Origin of the sequence: Solirubrum puertoriconensis (genome assembly GCF_001483135.1) — a bacterium.
Lineage (GTDB): Bacteria > Bacteroidota > Bacteroidia > Cytophagales > Hymenobacteraceae > Solirubrum > Solirubrum puertoriconensis.
In genome coordinates this window covers 201,086-219,892 of record NZ_LNAL01000008.1, presented here as the reverse complement: position 1 = coordinate 219,892, position 18,807 = coordinate 201,086, and the positions used below count along the sequence as shown (strand labels likewise).

Sequence of the window (18,807 nt, the reverse complement as noted above, 5' to 3'; positions counted from 1 at the left end):
AACAGCAGCGCCGCTCCCGGTTACGAGAGCGGCGCCTTGGTCTTCAAACGCAAAGCTTACTTACTACCCAGCATGGCCTTGGCCCGGGCTTGGTACACCTTGGCATCGGTTACTTCCGACGAGGTCGGATAATCGTTCACGATGGTGGCGTATGTCTGTTCAGCCGCGGCGTAGTCCTTTTGCAACTCCTGAGCTAAAGCCAGCTTCATGAGGTATGCCGGAGTAAAGTAATCGTTGGTTTTGTAGTCGGCTGCCTTCTGGTAGTAGTTAGCAGCTTCCTTGTATTTCTTCAGCTCCATGTTGGCGTCGCCGATGAGGGCGTAAGCGCGGGCCTGTACCAGCAAATCTTCCGAGCTAAAGTCTTCGAGGTAGTCGATAGCTTTCTGGTACTCGCCGTTTTTCAGGGCACCAGCACCCGCATAGAAGTTGGCAAGGTTAGCCGCTTTGGTGCCGCTGTACTCGTTAGCTACTGCCTCGAGGCCGGCGTACTGCCCGTCGCCCTTCATTGCTTTCTTCAGCGAGTCCGCTTCCCAGTAGTGTACGGCTTGGAACATGGCCGCTTGGGCTTTCTCGTCTTGCGAGCTGCGCCAGGTGTAGTAGCCAAAGCCGCCTACCACCAGCAACACCACCGCGGCTAAGATGCCGAACAGGATGTTCTTGTTACGGCGAACAAAATCCTCCGACTCACCTAGGCGCGCAGCCAAGGCGTTAGGGTCTTCCAGCAAGGGATGGGCAGCGGGCGCATTGGGGTCCGGCTGACCCGACTCGGGCTGCTGTTGCGGCTGGTTCTGGCGCGCTTGCGGCGAGTTGCGCGTATAGGGAATCTTCGACATGAGAGAAGAAAAGGGTGGCAGCCTGCACGGCTACCCAGCTTTGCGTAAGCAGTAGTTACTCGCGGATGTAAGGATAATCCGCTTGCACGTAAACGTCTTGGAACAACTCCTCGGCGGGCGGGAAGGGCGAGTTCTCGGCAAACTCAACCGACTCGGCCACCACTGCCTTAATCCTTTCGTCGATGGCGTTCAGCTCATCTTCGGTGGCGTACTGGCGCTCCAGGATGACAGCACGCACGTTCTCAATCGAGTCGCGTTGGCGGTAGCCTTCTACTTCTTCCTTGGTGCGGTACTTGGCCGGGTCCGACATGGAGTGGCCTTTGTAGCGGTAAGTTTTGAATTCGAGGAAAGTTGGGCCTTCGCCAGCCCGGGCACGCTCGGCTGCGCGAGCCACGGCGCGGTGTACTTCCTCTACTTGCATAGCATCAACCGGCTCCGACGGCATGTCGTAGGCTTCGCCGAGGGTGTACAGGTCCGTCACGTTCGAGGTACGGCTTACCGACGTACCCATAGCGTAGCCGTTGTTCTCTACTACGAAGATTACCGGCAGCTTCCAGAGCATGGCCATGTTGAAGGCCTCGTGCAGAGCACCTTGGCGCACGGCACCATCGCCCATGTAGCAGATGCACAGGTTGCCGGTTTTGTTGTACTTCTCGGCAAAGGCAATACCGGCACCTAGGGGCACTTGGCCACCCACAATGCCGTGGCCGCCCATGAAGTTTACGTTCTTATCGAACATGTGCATGGAGCCGCCTTTGCCCTTCGAGCAGCCGGTTTCCTTGGCGAACAGCTCTGCCATCAGGGCATTTGCCGAAGTACCTAGGGCCAGCGGGTGCGCGTGGTCACGGTAAGCGGTAATCCACTTATCGTCTTTCTGCAGAGCCGAAACGGCACCAGCTACGCAAGCTTCCTGCCCGATGTAGAGGTGGCAGAAACCTTTAATCTTTTGCTGACCGTATAGCTGACCAGCTTTTTCCTCAAACCGGCGCATAAGCATCATGCTCTCGTACCAGTTGAGGTAAGTGTCTTTATTGAACTCGGCGTTGCCGGCGGCAGCCTCTGGCGCCTGGCCTTGCTGCTGGGCGCCGTTCTTGGCTTTGCCTACCGAATTGGATGCCTTCGAAGCAGCCTTTACCTTCGTATCCGCCATTAGTAGCTCTTCTTGTTCGGGTTTTGGAATGCGAAAGTACGTAAAAGCATTGCAACTCCGAAACCTCCGCTTTTCATGACGCTGGACTCGCTGCAACTCCTTTTTTTCAAGAATTACGACGAGGCCAGCTTAACTCTTTCGCCTCACATCAACTGCTTTATCGGAGAGAACGGAAGCGGCAAGACAAACCTGCTCGACGCTATTCATTACCTCTCTATGACCAAGAGCGCCTTCGCTGCCTCTGATGCCCAGTGCATGAAGCAAGGTGCCGACTTCTTCTTGGTAAAGGGCAGCTTCTTGCTTCCCTCCTCTTCTGCTCCCGACATTATCCAATGCAGCTTGCGCACAAATCAGAAAAAGCTGGTTACGCACAACAAGCAGCCCTACGACCGAATCTCCGACCACATTGGCCAATACCCGGTCGTTCTCATCTCGCCCTACGATACCGACCTTATACGACAGGGAAGCGAAGACAGACGGAAGTATTTCGATAGTATTATTTCGCAGCTCGACTATGCTTACTTGGAGCTGCTTATCCAGTACAGCTTTCTGCTTAAGCAACGTAATGCGCTGCTCAAGCAGTTCGCCGAGCGGCACACTTTCGACCGTGACTACCTCCAAGTTCTCGATGAGCAGCTGATACCAGCGGGCGAGCAGTTAGTGGTTAGAAGGCAGGAGTTTCTGGAGCAGTTTACGCCTGTATTTCAGCGTCACTACCAAGAGTTGGCTGATAGCCGCGAGCAAGTAACACTTGAGTACAAGAGTCAGTTGCCTGGCCAAGACTTCGCCCAAATGCTCCGCCAGCACGAGCGCAAGGACCTAGCCCTGCAGCGAACTACTACCGGTCCGCACAAGGACGATTATGTGTTCTTGATGGACGAGGCGCCGGTAAAGAGTTTTGGCTCGCAAGGTCAGCAAAAGTCGTATGCTATAGCGCTGAAGCTGGCCCACTTCGAGATTATGGCAACCCAGAAGCAGCACAAGCCCCTGCTTCTGCTCGACGACATATTCGACCGCCTAGATGAACGCCGCATTACGCGCCTCCTCCAGTTGGTAGCCAATCACACCTTCGGCCAGGTTTTCCTCACTGATACGCACTTGGAGCGCACTGACCGTGCCCTAGCCGGACTGTCGGAACATATCACGCGGTTTCGAGTAGATAAAGGATCAGTACAACCGCTTTAGCCTTGGGTTGAGCTACCTTTGCGCTGCACACCCGCTTACCTAAATAGGCATTGGCGTGCCCTCCGCGCACTATTTTACCTACTCCACCTTGAAATCACGCAACGCCTCCGAGTTTTCCCGTAAGGCCGATGTTGTCCCTCTTAAGGAGGGCATCCAGGCGTTGCTGAAGGCTTACCGCTTACAGGGCAAGATGAACGAGGTGTATGTAGTCTCGTCGTGGGAGAGGATTATGGGGCGCGCTGTTGCCCTTAAGACCCAGGAGGTCTACTTTCGGAACAACAAGCTGTTTGTACGGCTTACCTCGGCTCCGCTCAAGCACGAGCTTTTCATGGCTAAAACTCGCGTCGCTGAAATCATCAACAGCGAGGTAGGCGAGGACATAGTGCAAGAGATAGTGTTTCTCTAGGCCACGGCCCGTTTTCGATCAAGCTACCATTCTTTGTTATTACTCACCTGATCCTAGGTGAGCAGGCAGAGCTTTGACCATGTCACCCTGCCCTCTCGAGGCGTTTGAGTTTGCCCTATTCCAATGGCTCCTGGAATCGGTTGTTGCCCCGGCTAAGCTTGACTGCGCAAAGTATTAACAAGACGCAGCTCTAGCTCACGCCTTGCCTACGGATGATGAGCATACTCAACTGCTGCCCTCCTTCCGAGCTTAACAATCGTCTTGCTCTCTGACTAGTTCTTCTGCCTAGTTCACTTAAGAGCCTCCCTCCCCCCCCCCTTTACCTTCTTGCAACGTTCCTCGCTACAACCTCGTGGCTGAGCGTGTATTGCTGAGCCTATCACTCGGCTTATTCACTAAGGTTTTAGTTGAAACTGTTTCCCGGACTGCCTTTTTGGCCGTTATAGATTCTACTGCTCGAAATAGCTAATAGCTCTTCTTACACCCCCTTAGGCCAGTGCTGTCTAGTGCTTAGCAGCAATTAAGTGACCAGGATGAACCATGTCAGTAAGTGGTGCTGACTCCGCCTTTCACATCCACATCAAACGGGTATTGGTGTCCCAAGGCAACATGAGCTTTTCTCACTCACCTGCTTTGGACAACCTGCTTGCTCTTTCTTACCAAGTGCAGGGTAGTTGTGTAACGAGCGACACAGATTTTACTCGTGGCGCAACACTAGAATGTTCCACGTGAAACATCGTTTGTTCACTTCGGTCCATAGACTTTTAACAGGAGCTCATTATATGCTTCCAGAAGCGCTATGTACTTCGCCTGCAGTGCCATTAAGGCTTTCACAGGATCCTGATCTACAGATTGTAATGACACACTGCGTGTTACAGAAGAGTGCTTTACAGCTGGAGGTGTAAACTGTAATTGAGACTGTACAGGTGTATCAAGTTCGTCCGTAAAGTCGTGTTGTATCACTTCACCAACACGCTTAACAAAACTGTAATCCAAGGTTGTCTCTTTGAATTTACGGTAAATGGTAGGACGTGTAATACCCAGTTCCTGTACCAACTTGCTAATCGAAATACCGCTGTTTTTGATTGCTTCCTGCAAGATTTCGCCTTGGTGAGCCATATACAGTGTGTCGTTACGGGGTGCGTTGTAAAGATGTAAAAACGTTTCATTGTATCAAACACAACAGTGAAAAAATTAATGATACAAAACACCTTTGTAACTGTAACAAACACGCCTTGTAACACTGTTACAAACCATTTGCAACACATACACATGTACACTTGTTGCATCACTCCGTTGTAACACCAAAGGCCATAACGGACACGTCGAGTGCAATAAGCCACTGCTGGCCCCTCGGCGGTCTTGAGAATTATAGAGCTTGTGCTATCCCCATAGGGGCACAAAACCTTGCTTCGTTCTTGTACCCCCTTCCCTACCCTGCACGAACACACTTATGAGCCAGCCACTGACGGTGACTGGGCTCGTTTGTTCACTTTTGTTCGGTGTGTTGTTACGCCCCAAGTACACTGACTGCGCGGTTGGGGTAATCGGTGGTGATACCACGGACACCTAGCTGAGCTACTGCGGCTATGTCTTCTGGCTCGTTCACCGTCCAGGTTACGATGGGCAGATCATTTGTACGGCAAAAGCTGAGCAAGTCATCAGAGAGGAGCGTGTATCTGGGGCCTAGCACGTCGGGCAAAAAGCCCAGCTTAGCTATGTGTTCTTCGACTGTCAAGTTGTCTTCGACCAGCAAGCAAATCGGTAGGCCGGAAAGCTGACGTGCGGCTTGCACCACGCGATGATCAAAGGACATGATGAGCACCTCAGACTGAGGTTCGGCCAACGTGCTGCGCAGCTCTGCGAGTACGCGCTCGACGAATGCACCAGGCGCCGGATGAAACAAACCATCGGTGTGGGGCTCGCTCTTAAGCTCGATGGAGTAAAAGGGAATTGGTCGGTGCAGCGCGGCAGCGCGGAGCGCTACGGCTTCAAACACCTCGCGCAACAGCGGCTTGTGGGCAGGCGCTAGCTCTTGCTCCGGGAAGTTGGGATGCAGCAGGGTGCCACAATCGCAGCGCTGTATAATGGAATACGGCTGCTGGTATAAGTTGAAGTTATGCGCTTGCTCGGGCGTGAGCCGCTCCCCAGCAGGCCCCAGGCAGATGTCAGGATTAAGCCACGGCTCGTGCGACACAACAACTTCGCCATCGGCCGACAGCACCACATCGAGTTCCAACCCATCAATGGGCCACTCGAGCGCGTGCAGAAACGCGGCCAAGGTGTTTTCGGGGCGCAACCCTCGGCAACCGCGGTGGCCATAAATACGTGGGCGGTGCGGCGACTGAATACGACGAGCCATGCAGCTCATACGCAGGTAGCAAGGCTTCTGAATGATTTCAGGCCGTTATGTAGCGCTGTTGAGCGCACAACGAAGCGTTAAACAGCGCGAGCAACAGGCATTTAGCCATTCGGCAAGCCGTATACTTCAGCTTAGGGCACAAACCGATTGTGGTTCGCTGTTGAGTATGGCAGAACTGGAAGCGGCAGCAAAGCCTTATTTTGCCAGCTACGGACGAGTTCGACCTGCTTACCAAACTCCGCATATGAAGCGTATTCTTCTTTTGATACTGGTGGTTGTATTAGCCGTAGGTGGCTATTTGTACTACCGCACGGTGACTACAGGACCAAAATTTGCCCTAGCTAAAGCCGCGAAGGCTGTGCACGATCACGACGTTGCCAGCTTCGAGAAATACGTAGACGTGGAAAGCGTTGCCGGTAGCCTCGTTGATCAGGTAGCCGAGCAAGACCAAGTGCTCAGCCTGATCAGTGCAAACACGAGCGGAATGATGATGCGCGGCGCCTTAAACTTGGCTAAGCCGCAACTGGCCAAAGCTGCCCGCAAAGAGGTGCAGCACTTTGTGGAAACAGGTTCATTCGATGCCAACGCCAACAATGAATTTGAGCGCGTGGTGAAGTTTTCGTTGGCAGGCTTAGCTAGCAGGGTGGTAAGCCCCGAAAGCAGCTTTAAAGGCGTAAAATACCTGAAGGAGCAGGGCGAGCAAGCCTTGGTGGGGCTTGAGTTTACACAGCCGAAGCTGGACACTACGCTGGTGCTGGAGCTGCAAATGCGCAACCGCGGCGACTATTGGCAGGTGACTGAAATTACGAACCTAGGAGAGGTACTACGCCAAACTGCTCGGCTCGAGAAGCAGCGCCTTTTCGGCCCGGTGCAGTAGTTCCCAACTAGCTGCATAACCTAGAGCAGGCTTTGAGCTACTAAGCCAGAGATGTACTTTAAAACACAAAGGCCCGCTGCTATGTGCAGCGGGCCTTTGTGTTTAATCAGCAGGCTAACTTATGATTTGCCGCGCCCAGCCACCAGATAGTACAGGATAAGACCTAGGAGAGGCAGGAACCAAATGATGGCTACCCAGAGAATCTTCTTACCCAACGACCACGGCTGACGCAGAATGTCGATCAGGGCCAGGATATCGAGAATCAGGATGACAGCCCCGAAGATGGTAAGGCCGCCACTCGACGAACGCCGGCTGCAAGCCGACGTGCATAAGGTGAGCAGCGTCATCAGGCACGCCGTTACGGCTGGGCGCAGGGGATATTTAGCAAGGAAGTTCATGTGGTGTTTGGCTTAGGTAAGAAAGGAGCGTTCAGTTTGCCTCTCTTTACGAAAGCTCTACACATTGGATATATTTATCAATACTTATTGATATTAAAATACTGATTTACAAGTACTTATCACTTATTTGCTGCCAGAACTCAAGCCCAGCCTGAGGGTTCATGAGCATGGTGAGCACTACGCCATAGAGTGCGCCATAAAAGTGCGCGTCGTGGTTGATGTTGTCGCCCATGCGGCGACCCTGGTAGTAGGAGTAAGCCAGGTACAGGAAGCCGAATACAAACGGCTGAATGCGAAACGGAATGGGAAAGATGAGGATGCCGCCGCCTTCGGGTGCTACTGGGTAAAAGAGCACTGCCGCAAAGATGACCGAAGCCACCCCGCCCGAAGCACCCAGGCTGCCGTAGTGCGCATCGCGACGGTGGCGGAAGAACGTGGGAACATCCGACACGATGATGCCGCCGATGTAGAGCAGCAGAAACACCCACATGCCGTTCAGGCCACCAAACTCAACCTGCATGCGGTTGAGCACGAGTTGCCCGAACGAGTAAAACGAAAACATGTTAAAGATTAGGTGCATCCAGTCGGCGTGCAGAAAGCCCGACGTGAGGAAGCGGTGGTACTCGCGGTTTTTCTGCACGCGGTACGGGCTGAAAATCCAACGCTCGAGCAGCGAATGATTTTGCCAGGCGTAAATGGAAATGCCGCTGGTGACGAGAATCAGCAGCAGCACAAGGTCAATAGCCATGATGATTAAGAGAGGGGGTCAGAAACAAAAAGAAGCCTCGGCGCCGGCCGTTAGTTTTCGCGCTCCATCAGCTGCAAGGCTAAACCGCGCAGTAGCTGCTTGCGTTCGGCGGGGGCTTGCACGGCCTCTAGGTGCGCTAAGGCATCCTGGAAGTACTCGTTGATGAGCGCCTCGGTGCGGGTGCGAATCTGCAGCTCGTCGTAAATACCCTTTACGGCCGCCACCTTGGCCTCGGCGGCTTCGGGGGCGTTGTTACCTATCCAGCGCTGCAGCGTGGCTTGTTGGGCTTCGTTGGCCTGCTCCAGGGCGGTAAGCAGTAAGTAGGTCTTCTTGTTCGACACGATGTCGCCGCCGACGCGCTTGCCGAAGGTGGCGGCGTCGCCGTACACGTCGAGTAAATCGTCGCGCAGCTGGAAGGCCACGCCAATGTCGGTACCAAAGCGGCGCAGGTGGTCGGCGTCGGCAGGAGAGGCACCGCCTAGGCGGGCGCCCAGCTCCAAAGCAAAGCCCAGCAGCACGGCCGTCTTCAGCTGAATCATATCGAGGTACTGCGCTATGCTGACGTGGGCTTCCTTCTCGAAGTTCATGTCGAGCTGCTGGCCTTCGCACACTTCGGCCGCCGTTTGGCTGAAGCGGCGCAGGGCCTCGGGCAGCAGCGCGGGCTCGATGTCGAAGAGCAGCTCGTAGGCCCGCACCAGCATTACGTCGCCGGAGAGGATGGCTACGTTGGGGTTCCACTTGACGTGCACCGTGGGCTGGCCGCGGCGTAGCGGCGCTTGGTCCATGATGTCGTCGTGGAGCAGGGTGAAGTTATGGAAAACCTCCACGGCCATAGCAGGGCGCAGGGCACGCTGCCAATCATCGGTGAAGAGCTGGGCACCTAGGAGCGTGAGCAGCGGCCGAATGCGCTTGCCACCCATGCTCATGGAGTAGCGAATGGGCTCGTAGAGTTCCTGGGGTTGGTTGCCGTAATGCAACTCGGCCAGGGCAGAGGTAAGGGTGTTTGAGAATACAGAAAGATCCACAGAGGCGGCAGTAAGTCGTCGGGTGCAAGGTACGACGCCTAGGTGGCACGGGTGGTTGCACGCAGCGTGATGTAACGCAAGCTCCGGCTACGCTCCCTTCGGTTGCAGTCCGCGCCCCAGCACAAGCATGAATGCGACGCAATGTAGCGTGGGCTTCAGCCCGCGTTTGAGCGAACGACTTTGTTACTGCGTTTTCAGTTCAACGGCACAGTTCAAGCAAACGCGGGCTGAAGCCCACGCTACATGCAAAACCGCCCTGCTGGCACTAGGCCAACAGAGCGGTTTTAGTTATCAGCAATAAGCTAGCTTAGCCGTGGTAGCGGCTGCGGCCTTTGCCTTTAGGCTTCGGCTTATCGGAAGCTGAGCGGCCGCCTTCGCGGCGCGAGCGGCCACCGCCGCCGGTGCCACCAGCCACGCCGCGGCCGCCGGGGCGCTGGCGCGGGGCCCGGTCGCCGAACTCCTCGCGGGGGCGGGCAGCACGGCCGGCGTTGCGCGGCAGCGACACCAACTCTAGGTCGATGGTGCGGTCGAGCAGGTTAGCGGCTTTGATGATGACGCGCACCTCGTCGCCGAAGCGAATGATGCGGCCCGTGTTGCGGCCAATAATGCGCAGGTTCTCCTTGTCTAGCTCGAAGAAGTCCTCCTGAATATCGGCCAGACGAGCCATGCCTTCGCTCTTGGTTTCGCCCATCTCCACGTACAGGCCCCACTCGGTAAGGCCCGATACCACGCCGGTGAATTCCTCGCCTACGTGCTCAGCCATGAACTCGACCTGCTTGTACTTGATGCTGGCGCGCTCGGCTTGTGCGGCCCGCTTCTCGCGCTCCGAGGAGTGCTTGCAGTCCTCTTCCAGCTCCTCGGCATCCACGTTCTTGCCGCCTTGCAGGTAGTGCTCGAGCAGGCGGTGCGCCATCATGTCGGGGTAGCGGCGGATGGGCGAGGTGAAGTGCGAGTAGTGGTCGAAGGCCAGGCCGAAGTGACCTAGGGCTTCGGTGGTGTAAATGGCTTTGGCCATGGAGCGCACCGCCAGGGCCTGAATCACCGATTGCTCGGGCTTGCCTTCTACCTCGGCTGTCAGCTTGTTCAGCTCCTTGCTCACATTGGCTTCCTCGCCAAGGTTCAGGTCGTAGCCAAACTGGCGGGCAAACTGCGCGAAGTTCTCGAGGCGCTCGGGGTCGGGCGCGTTGTGGGTGCGGTACACCATCGTGAAGCGCGGCTTCGTCTTCTTGAGGCGGTACACAAACTCGGCCACCTTGCGGTTGGCCAGCAGCATAAACTCCTCAATTAGCTTGTGCGCGTCCTTGCGCTCCTTCACATACACGCCCACCGGCTTGCCGTGCTCGTCGAGCTTAAACTTCACCTCAGGCGCTTCAAAGCTGATGGCGCCTTTGCGGAAGCGAGCCGCCTGCAGCTGGTGCGCAATGCGGTTGAGCAGGTTGATTTCATCGGCAAAATCGCCTTCGCCCGACTCGATGCGCTCCTGTGCCTCCTCGTAGGTGAAGCGGCGGTCGGAGTGAATCACGGTGCGGCCAAACCACGCGTCGTACAGCTTGCCTTGCTCATCGAGTTCGAACACGGCCGAGAAGGTCAGCTTGTCCTCGTGGGGGCGCAGCGAGCATAGGCCGTTGGAGAGGCGCTCCGGCAGCATCGGAATGGTGCGGTCGACGAGGTATACCGAGGTGGCGCGCCAGTGGGCTTCCTTCTCGAGGCGGGTGCCCGGCAGCACGTAATGCGTCACGTCGGCGATGTGCACACCTACTTCCCAGTTGCCGTTCTCGAGCTTGCGCAAGGAGAGGGCATCGTCGAAGTCTTTGGCATCAACGGGGTCGATGGTGAAGGTGGTGATGTCGCGGAAGTCGCGGCGCTTGGCAATTTCCTCGGCCGAGATGTTGGCCGGAATTTCGTTGGCCTCGCGCTCCACTTCTTCGGGGAACTCGAAGGGCAAACCGAACTCCGCCATGATGGCGTGAATCTCGGCTTCGTGCTCACCGGCCGCGCCAAAGCTGCGCAGCACTTCGCCCACCGGCTGGCGGCCAAACTCGTCGGGCCATTCGGTGATTTTCACGAGCACTTTGTCGCCGTTCTTGGCATCGGCAAACGCGTGGCCGGGCACAAACACATCAAAGTAGATGCGCTTGTTGTCGGGTTGCACAAAGCCGAAGCCGGCCTGCATCATCAGGCGGCCGACTACTTCTTCCTTGCGGCGCTCTACCACCTCCACTACGTCGCCGGAGGGGCGGCCGTCGCGGGCCTTGCCTAGGCGTACCCGCACGGTGTCGCCGTCGAGGGCAAAGCCAAGCCGGTCGGTGTACACGCGCAAATCTTCGCTGAGCTCTTCGCTTACTATGTAGGCGTACTTGTTGTTGGCCAGGTCGACGGTGCCAGTGATTTCCTGCCCACCAAACCCACTCTCGCGGTGCCGGTAGTTGCCGGGGCGATGGGTGCGGTCGGTGGTACCAGGGAAGTCGAAGCCGGGCGTGCGGCGGCGGTGCGTCACGGGCTCTTCGCCCAATTCGGCCACAAAGCCGGGGTCAAATTTGCCGCGCTTGGGGCCACGGTCGCGGGCGGGCTTGTCGTTGTCGGGGCGCTCGTTGAAGGAGCGACCCGGCAGCTCCACTAGGCGGTAATCGTCGTTCTGGAGCAAGGCAATGTGCCCGCTTCGTTTCAGGTCCTTGAGGTAGTGAAACACCTCCTCGCGCTGCTCTTTGCTCACGACACCTAGGCGGCGCGAAATCTGGCGGTAGCTGAACACCTTGCCCGGGTTCTCGGAAAAAATCCGGAACACTTGGGTCTTCGATAGGGGGGCCGGAGCGGCTGCGTCACGGCGGCGGGCCGGGTCGCGCGAGGGGCGCGGCGCATCGGCCGAGTCATGGTTTCTTCTCATTCGAAAAGGGTCGCCGCCGGGCTGCTTTTGGGTATCTCTGACGGGCGGCGAGTTAGCTTGAAACAGTGGGTAGCCGCTGGGTTGGGTACCGGGCTTGCCCACAGGTGGATGGGAACTGCCTACAGACCTATGGGCCTGCGGGCAGTAGTTGTTCGGCAAAGTGCCGACTTAGGTTGTGCGAAAAAACAGAACTTCTGAATATTTCGACGGTAATGACCGCTGCTAGATGATACGCGGCAAGCAGCCGAGAGGTATTTATGCGGTTTTAAGGGCTTTTTAGCCACTCTGATGTTTCGATGAACATCAACCACAGCCGAGCTACAATGTGCTCGTGAAACAGCTCTAATGCGCTCAGCAACGCATCACAAGCTACGGCTTGGGGTGTGGCTGATTAAGCCAACGGTTAAATAATTATTAGTCAATCCGGCTGCCGTGCCGGTGCTACGCCAATTGACGGCGAGCCACGGCCGCACGAATATCAGCCGGCTCATCCTTCGGGATGGCAGCCAACAGGCGCTTGGTGTACTCATGCTGCGGATTGTCGTAGAGCTCAGCCGCCGGACCCTGCTCCACAATCTGCCCTTGGTTCATTACCAGCAGCCGGTCGCTCATAAAGCGCGCCACCGACAAATCGTGGGTAATGAACAGGTAGGTAATGCCGAAGTCGCGTTTTAGATCGTTCAGCAAGTTGAGCACCTGCGCCTGCACCGATACATCGAGCGCCGACACGGATTCGTCGCAGATGATGCACTTGGGCTGCAGCGCCAATGCCCGCGCAATGCAAATGCGCTGGCGCTGGCCGCCACTGAACTCGTGCGGGTAGCGGAGGTAGTGCTCTTCTTTCAGGCCTACGGTGCGCAGCAGCTCCAATACGCGGTCTTTTTGCTGCTGGCGGGTCCCTCCTACGTTGTGCACGCGCATTGGCTCCAAAATGGCCTCACCCACTGTTAACATGGGATTGAGGGCGGCGTAGGGGTCCTGAAACACCATCTGGAAATCGCGGCGGCGGCGGCGCAACTCGCCCGTCCGCAGCTTTGCCCAGTCGGTTCCTTCAAACAGAATGCTGCCGCTGGTTGGTTCCACTAACCTCAACAGCGTACGCCCTAGGGTGGTTTTGCCGCAACCCGACTCCCCTACCAACCCCACGGTTTCGCCGCGGTAAATGTCGAAGCTCACGCCATCCACGGCGCGCACCACTTCGGTAGCCCGGCCCCAGAAACCCTTGCGCACTGGGTAGTGCACACGCAGATCCTGTACGCGCAGCAGCACCTCTCCTGCTGGCCTGGCCTGGCCTTTGGCTACATCTGCACCTAGGGCATTACCCGAAACCACATCGGCCGCAGCTGGCTCGGCCGGCACTGTTACGACGGGCGCAGCAGCGGCACTTGGCACCGGCACCCCCGTTTCGAGCAGCGGGGCTTGCTCAAAGCCCACCAACGCATCGGCCGATTGTGGAACATCGGGGGTATGTTCCACGGGGAACAATTTGGCAATTTCGTCGGCGTTCTGAGGGGGTTCGTATACTGCAGCAGCTACTTCGTTTGCAGGACTTTGCAGCGCAGCATCTCCAGTGCTGAAGAAGGCTCCAGCGGCATCTTGCCGCATGAAATCGGCCACCGTGGGCAATCTTTTTTTGCCCAACGACAATTTTGGCCGGCAAGCCAGCAGTCCTTTGGTGTAGGGGTGCTTCGGGTTGGTGAAGATTTCGAGTACGCTCCCCTGCTCCACCACCTTGCCGCGGTACATCACTAAAATGCGGTCAGCAATTTCGGCTACCACGCCTAGGTCGTGGGTAATGAAAAGCACGGCCGTATTGCGCTGCCGGCGCAAATCGTCGATGAGCTGCAGAATGCGGGCCTGCACCGTTACGTCGAGGGCCGTGGTGGGCTCGTCGGCAATGAGGATGGCGGGCTGGCAGGCCATGGCCATGGCAATCATCACCCGCTGCTTCTGCCCGCCGCTAATTTCGTGCGGGTAAGACTTGAAGATTTTCTCGGGTCGTGGCAGCTGCGCTTCCGTGAATAGCTCGATGGTGCGCGCCGCGGCTTCCCGCTTGCTCAATGAAGTGTGCAGCAGCAAAGCCTCCACCACTTGCTCCCCGCAGGTATGCACGGGGTTCAGAGAGGTCATCGGCTCCTGAAAAATCATCGAGATTTCGTTGCCGCGCACCCGTTGCAGCTCTTCCTCCGATAGGCGCAGCAAATCGACCTCGGCACCTAGGGTCTGCGATTGAAAGCGTGCTTCTCCCCCACTTAGCTTGCCCGGCGGCATCGGAATCAGCCCCAGCAGCGCCAACGACGTCACCGATTTGCCCGAACCCGACTCGCCCACTATGGCCACCGTTTCGCCCGCGTTCAGCTGAAAGGAAATTCCTTCGACAGCGCGCGTGGTGCCGTATTGCGAGGCAAAATCAATGGTCAGGTCGCGGATGTCGAGCAGCGGCTTCAAAGGTCAAGTAAGGTAAAAAGCGCCAGCACACAGCTGCGCAGTTGCAAGAACGGCAACGTTCGGCGTAAAAATTCAACAGCCCGCGTTTTGGCGCGGGCTGTTGCAAAAAAGTGGCTAAGCTCAGCTACTTAACATAATCCTAGGTACCTAGGCTACTTCGGTAGCAGCTTCGGCATCAGAACGGTGTTCAGCGTGGTGGGCTGGCTGCGGATGCGGGTGAAAAAAGCGGTTCTGGTTAAGCAAAATGAATACCACGCCCATGAAAATGGCCGCGTCGGCGATGTTGAAAATGGGCCAGAGCGACAGGTGCATGTTGCCAATCAGCGGCCAGGAGTCGGGCAAGAAGCCCTCATACAAGTCGAGGTAGAGCATGTCGATAACCTGCCCGTGGAACCACGGCGTGGGCGAACCAAACGGCGCGTTATCGTAGATCAACCCGTAGAAGATCGAGTCGATAAGGTTGCCGATGGCCCCTCCCAATATGGCGGCCACGCACCAGATTAGGCCATTAGGCATGCCGTTTTTGCGCAAGCGGTAGATGTAGTACGCAATGCCGGTAACGGCTACCAACCGGAAGCTCGTGAGCAAAATCTTGCCGTAGGGCGGCGGCAGTTCCACGCCAAATGCCATGCCTGGGTTCAGCGTGTAGTGCAGCTTAAACCAGTCGCCCAGCAGCGGAATTTCGCCCGGCATGCCCGGTTGCATGTAGGTATGCACGGCCCACTTCGAGAGTTGGTCGATAACAATTACCAGCAACGCGAGCAGGTAGTACTTCCAGTATTTCATGAATTCGCCGATTTAGCCGCCGGGCCGAATTGGACTGCAAATGGCACACCACTGCACCCCAACCTTAGACTAGCTTAGCACAAGATTCTGTCGAGCTTTGTGCTGATGAGTTTGCCCTTTCGGGCTTGAAAATGGGGATTTTTGACCTTTTCAGACTATTCCGGCGGCATTTTGTGCGCCGGTATGCCGGACGGCGAAATTAGCATGCCGTCCGGCTACTGTGGCTCAGCTTTTTACAACTTCGAGGCGCACCGGCACGCTGTACTCGTCAAATTCGAGCACGGCGCCATCGGCCAGACCGTTGGTCAGATCGAGCGATAAGGCCTGCGTTTCGGTGCGGATGTACTCGCCAAACGCCTCCACGGCCTGCACCAGCTCGGGCTGATTGGCACCTAGGGTCACGCGAATTTTATCCTGCACCTCGAGGCCCGAATCCTTGCGCAAATTCTGCAGGCGGTTCACCAACTCACGGGCTATACCTTCGTGGCGCAGCTCGTCGGTGAGGGTCACGTCGAGAGCAACCGTCAGCGGGCCATCGGTGGCCACGAGCCAGCCCGGCAGGTCTTCGGTGCGGATTTCCACGTCTTCCGGCGAAAGCGTTACCGGCTGACCCTCAACCTCTACCGCCAGCTGACCGACTTTTTCAAGCTGGCTGATCTCCTCTGGCGTCATCTGCTGAATGCGGGCGGCTACCGCCTTCAGGCGCGGACCGAATTGCTGACCTAGGCGCTTGAAGTTGGGCTTCACCGATTTCACCAGCACGCCGCTGGTATCGTCGAGGAACTCCACGTGCTTCACGTTTACCTCGGCGCAAATCAGGTCCTCTACCTTCCCTACCTGCTCGCGGGTGGTTTCGGTGAGCACCGGTACCAGAATGCGCTGCAGCGGCTGACGCACCTTCAGCACCGATTTCTTGCGCAGCGAGTGCGTGAGCGAGCTGATGCGCTGGGCCAGGTCCATGCGCTCTTCCAAAGCCTTGTCAATCAGATGTTCTTCTGCTTCTACCAGCTCGGAGAGGTGTACCGACTCGTGGCGCAGCGGCGTGGTTTTCGCCATGGCCTCGGCACGCATGCCGTTGGTCATGTTGCGGTACAGCCACTCGCCGAAGAAGGGCGCAATTGGCGACATCAATTGCGCTACCACCACCAAGCATTCCTGCAGCGTTTCGAACGCGGCTTTCTTGTCGGCAGTCAGTTCGCCCTTGCGGAAGCGGCCCCGCGAGAGACGCACGTACCAGTTGGAGAGCTGATCGGTGACGAAATCCTGGATGGCACGAGCCGCTTTCGTGGGGTCGTAGTTGTCGAAATGACCGCGCACTTCGAGAATGAGCGACTGCAGCTTCGAGAGAATCCAGCGGTCCAGTTCCGATAGCTCGGTGAGGGGCACACGGTCGAATTCGCGGGCCTGGAACTCGTCGAGGTTCGCGTAGAGGGCGTAGAACGAGTAGGTGTTGAACAGCGTGCCGAAGAAGCGGCGCTGCACTTCCGTGATGCCCGCGAGGTCGAATTTCAAGTTGTCCCAGGGCTGGGCGTTGGCAATCATGTACCAGCGGGTGGCATCGGGGCCGTACTGGTCGATGGTTTTGAACGGGTCGATGGCGTTGCCGAGGCGCTTCGACATCTTGTTGCCGTTCTTATCGAGCACCAAGCCGTTGGCAATGACGTTTTTGAACGCTACCGAATCCTCGAGCATCACCCCTAGGGCGTGCAGCGTGAAGAACCAGCCGCGGGTCTGATCGACACCTTCAGCAATGAAATCGGCCGGGAAATTGCGCTCGAAAGTGTCGTGGTTTTCGAAGGGGTAATGCCACTGCGCGTAGGGCATGGCACCCGAGTCGAACCACACGTCGATGAGGTCGGTTTCGCGGTACATCGGCTGCCCAGAGGGCGACACCAGGAAGATGTCGTCGACGTAGGGCCGGTGCAAATCGGTCATTTCCCCGCTCTTGATGGGGTTATGCGTCATCACCTCGGCGGCTACGGCCTTGTCAATTTCGGCGCTTAACTCGGCAATCGAGCCGATGCAGATTTCCTCCGAGCCATCCTGCGTGCGCCAAATGGGCAGCGGCGTGCCCCAGTAGCGCGAGCGGCTCAGGTTCCAGTCAACGAGGTTCTCAAGCCAGTTGCCGAAGCGGCCGGTACCGGTGCTTTCGGGCTTCCAGTTGATGGTTTTGTTGAGCTCGATGAGGCGGTCCTTCACGGCCGTAGTCTTGATAAACCACGAGTCGAGCGGGTAGTACAGCACGGGCTTATCCGTACGCCAGCAGTGCGGGTAGGTGTGCTCGTACTTTTCCACCTTAAAGGCCCGGCCGCGCTCCTTCAGCCGCACGCTGATGTCGACATCAAGGGTGCGGTAGTCGGCCGCCGAATCGTCGTGGCCGTCGTAGTTTTTCACCCAACGGCCGCCAAATTCGCCCATTTGGGCCGCGTAGCGCCCGGTGCGGTCGACGATGGGGCCAAGTTTGCCCTGATCGTCGGCCACCAGCAGGGCCGGAATGTCGTTCTGCTGGGCTACCCGGAAGTCGTCGGCGCCGAACGTGGGCGATATGTGCACGATGCCGGTACCGTCTTCGGTGGTCACGAAGTCGCCGGGGATTACGCGGAAGGCGCGCTCCTCCCCTTCAAAGGCCGGGAAGCCGGCTTCGGTGCTAAACAAGCGCTGGTAGCTGATACCCACCAACTCGCCGCCGCTAAACTCGGCTAGTTGCCGCCAGGGCAGCACTTTGTCGCCCGCTTTGTACTCTTCCAACGAGGCTTCGGCCCCTTTTTCGGAGAAGTGACGGCTGAGCAAATCCTTGGCCAGCACTACCACCTGCGGCTCGCGGGTGTAGGGGTTGTAGGTGCGCACCACGGCGTAGCGGATGTTCTTGCCCACGGCCAGGCCGGTATTGGCCGGCAAGGTCCAGGGTGTAGTCGTCCAGGCCAGGATGAACACCGGCAGGCCATCGGCCAGGGCAAACAGCTTCTCCGACTGCTCGTCGCGCTTCACCTCGAACTCGGCCACAATGGTCGTGTCCTTCACGTCCTTGTAGGTGCCGGGCTGGTTCAGCTCGTGCGACGACAAGCCCGTGCCGGCCGCCGGCGAGTACGGCTGAATGGTGTAGCCCTTGTAGAGCAAGCCCTTGTCGTAGAGCTTCTTGAGCAAGGCCCAGCAGCTTTCGATGTACTCCGGCTCAAAGGTGATGTACGGGTCGGAGAGGTCGACCCAGTAGCCCATCTTCTCCGTCAGCTCGTCCCACTGGTGCTTAAAGCGCATCACCGTTTCGCGGCAGCGCTGGTTGTACTCCTCAACCGTAATCTTCTTCCCGATATCCTCCTTCGTAATGCCCAACTCCTTTTCTACCTGCAGCTCTATGGGCAAGCCGTGGGTGTCCCAGCCGCCTTTGCGGTTTACCTGAAAACCCTTGAGCGTTTGGTAACGGCAGAAGATGTCCTTTACCGTACGGGCCATCACGTGGTGAATGCCGGGCGCACCGTTGGCCGAGGGCGGACCTTCGTAAAACACGAAGCTCGGGCGCCCTTCGCGGGTACTCACGCTTTTCTCGAAAATGCCGTTTTCCTGCCACCACTGCAGGATATCGGCGCCTACCTGGGCGTAGTTGAAGGGCTGCTTAAATTCGGGGTATCTCATCGGTTTAGTATCGTACCTCATTTCCTAGCTCCCGGCCGGCGGCCAAGAGATACTAGCCCTAAGAAGCTAGTATGA

Annotated in this window: 14 protein-coding genes; 3 read left to right on the top strand and 11 right to left on the bottom strand. The window is 57.3% G+C overall.

Going from position 1 to position 18,807, the window contains the following annotated elements:
* Positions 1-56 precede the first annotated feature (56 nt).
* Together ASU33_RS15075 and pdhA are read right to left on the bottom strand one after the other, a co-directional pair.
* Positions 57-833, bottom strand: coding sequence for a tetratricopeptide repeat protein (locus tag ASU33_RS15075; RefSeq protein ID WP_286130587.1), 777 nt, complete (start codon positions 831-833; stop codon positions 57-59).
* Between the two features lie 55 nt (positions 834-888).
* Positions 889-1,983, bottom strand: coding sequence for a pyruvate dehydrogenase (acetyl-transferring) E1 component subunit alpha (pdhA, locus tag ASU33_RS15070; protein WP_059071679.1), 1,095 nt, complete (start codon positions 1,981-1,983; stop codon positions 889-891).
* 75 nt (positions 1,984-2,058) lie between these two features.
* On the opposite strand from pdhA, the gene recF reads away from it, so the two are divergent.
* Both recF and ASU33_RS15060 read left to right on the top strand, forming a co-directional pair.
* Entirely contained in the window at positions 2,059-3,168 is a 1,110-nt protein-coding gene (gene recF, locus ASU33_RS15065) for a DNA replication/repair protein RecF (protein ID WP_059072738.1), read from the top strand.
* 88 nt (positions 3,169-3,256) lie between these two features.
* Positions 3,257-3,574: a DciA family protein gene (locus tag ASU33_RS15060; protein WP_059071678.1), complete on the top strand. Its 318-nt coding sequence runs from the start codon at positions 3,257-3,259 to the stop codon at positions 3,572-3,574.
* Between the two features lie 744 nt (positions 3,575-4,318).
* On the opposite strand, the gene ASU33_RS15055 is transcribed toward ASU33_RS15060, so the two are convergent.
* On the bottom strand, positions 4,319-4,693 hold the full coding sequence (locus tag ASU33_RS15055; RefSeq protein ID WP_059071677.1) for a helix-turn-helix domain-containing protein: 375 nt from the start codon (positions 4,691-4,693) through the stop codon (positions 4,319-4,321).
* A 391-nt stretch (positions 4,694-5,084) separates the two neighbouring features.
* Complete coding sequence (locus ASU33_RS15050) at positions 5,085-5,936, bottom strand: glycerophosphodiester phosphodiesterase family protein (RefSeq protein WP_059072737.1); 852 nt, start codon at positions 5,934-5,936, stop codon at positions 5,085-5,087.
* 244 nt (positions 5,937-6,180) lie between these two features.
* Here ASU33_RS15050 and ASU33_RS15045 point away from each other — a divergent pair, with 244 nt between their 5' ends.
* Positions 6,181-6,813, top strand: a complete 633-nt coding sequence (locus ASU33_RS15045) for a DUF2939 domain-containing protein (protein ID WP_059071676.1) — start codon at positions 6,181-6,183, stop codon at positions 6,811-6,813.
* A 119-nt stretch (positions 6,814-6,932) separates the two neighbouring features.
* Here ASU33_RS15045 and ASU33_RS15040 read toward each other — a convergent pair whose 3' ends face one another.
* The 7 genes from ASU33_RS15040 to ileS form a co-directional block, all read right to left on the bottom strand.
* The gene (locus tag ASU33_RS15040) at positions 6,933-7,211 is read right to left on the bottom strand and encodes a PLD nuclease N-terminal domain-containing protein (RefSeq protein ID WP_216818570.1); all 279 of its coding nucleotides are present in this window, start codon (positions 7,209-7,211) and stop codon (positions 6,933-6,935) included.
* Between the two features lie 106 nt (positions 7,212-7,317).
* Positions 7,318-7,959, bottom strand: coding sequence for a rhomboid family intramembrane serine protease (locus tag ASU33_RS15035; RefSeq protein WP_059071675.1), 642 nt, complete (start codon positions 7,957-7,959; stop codon positions 7,318-7,320).
* Positions 7,960-8,009: 50 nt separating this feature from the next.
* Positions 8,010-8,984: a polyprenyl synthetase family protein gene (locus tag ASU33_RS15030; protein ID WP_059071674.1), complete on the bottom strand. Its 975-nt coding sequence runs from the start codon at positions 8,982-8,984 to the stop codon at positions 8,010-8,012.
* 307 nt (positions 8,985-9,291) lie between these two features.
* Positions 9,292-11,868, bottom strand: a complete 2,577-nt coding sequence (gene rnr / locus ASU33_RS15025; RefSeq protein ID WP_078063314.1) for a ribonuclease R — start codon at positions 11,866-11,868, stop codon at positions 9,292-9,294.
* Between the two features lie 441 nt (positions 11,869-12,309).
* Positions 12,310-14,316, bottom strand: coding sequence for an ABC transporter ATP-binding protein (locus tag ASU33_RS15020; RefSeq protein WP_059071672.1), 2,007 nt, complete (start codon positions 14,314-14,316; stop codon positions 12,310-12,312).
* Between the two features lie 147 nt (positions 14,317-14,463).
* Positions 14,464-15,102, bottom strand: a complete 639-nt coding sequence (locus tag ASU33_RS15015) for a lipoprotein signal peptidase (protein ID WP_059071671.1) — start codon at positions 15,100-15,102, stop codon at positions 14,464-14,466.
* A gap of 225 nt (positions 15,103-15,327) precedes the next feature.
* Positions 15,328-18,732 carry an isoleucine--tRNA ligase gene (gene ileS, locus ASU33_RS15010; RefSeq protein ID WP_059071670.1) on the bottom strand — a complete coding sequence of 1,135 codons (3,405 nt, stop codon included), beginning with the start codon at positions 18,730-18,732 and terminating at the stop codon, positions 15,328-15,330.
* Between the last annotated feature and the right edge of the window lie 75 nt (positions 18,733-18,807).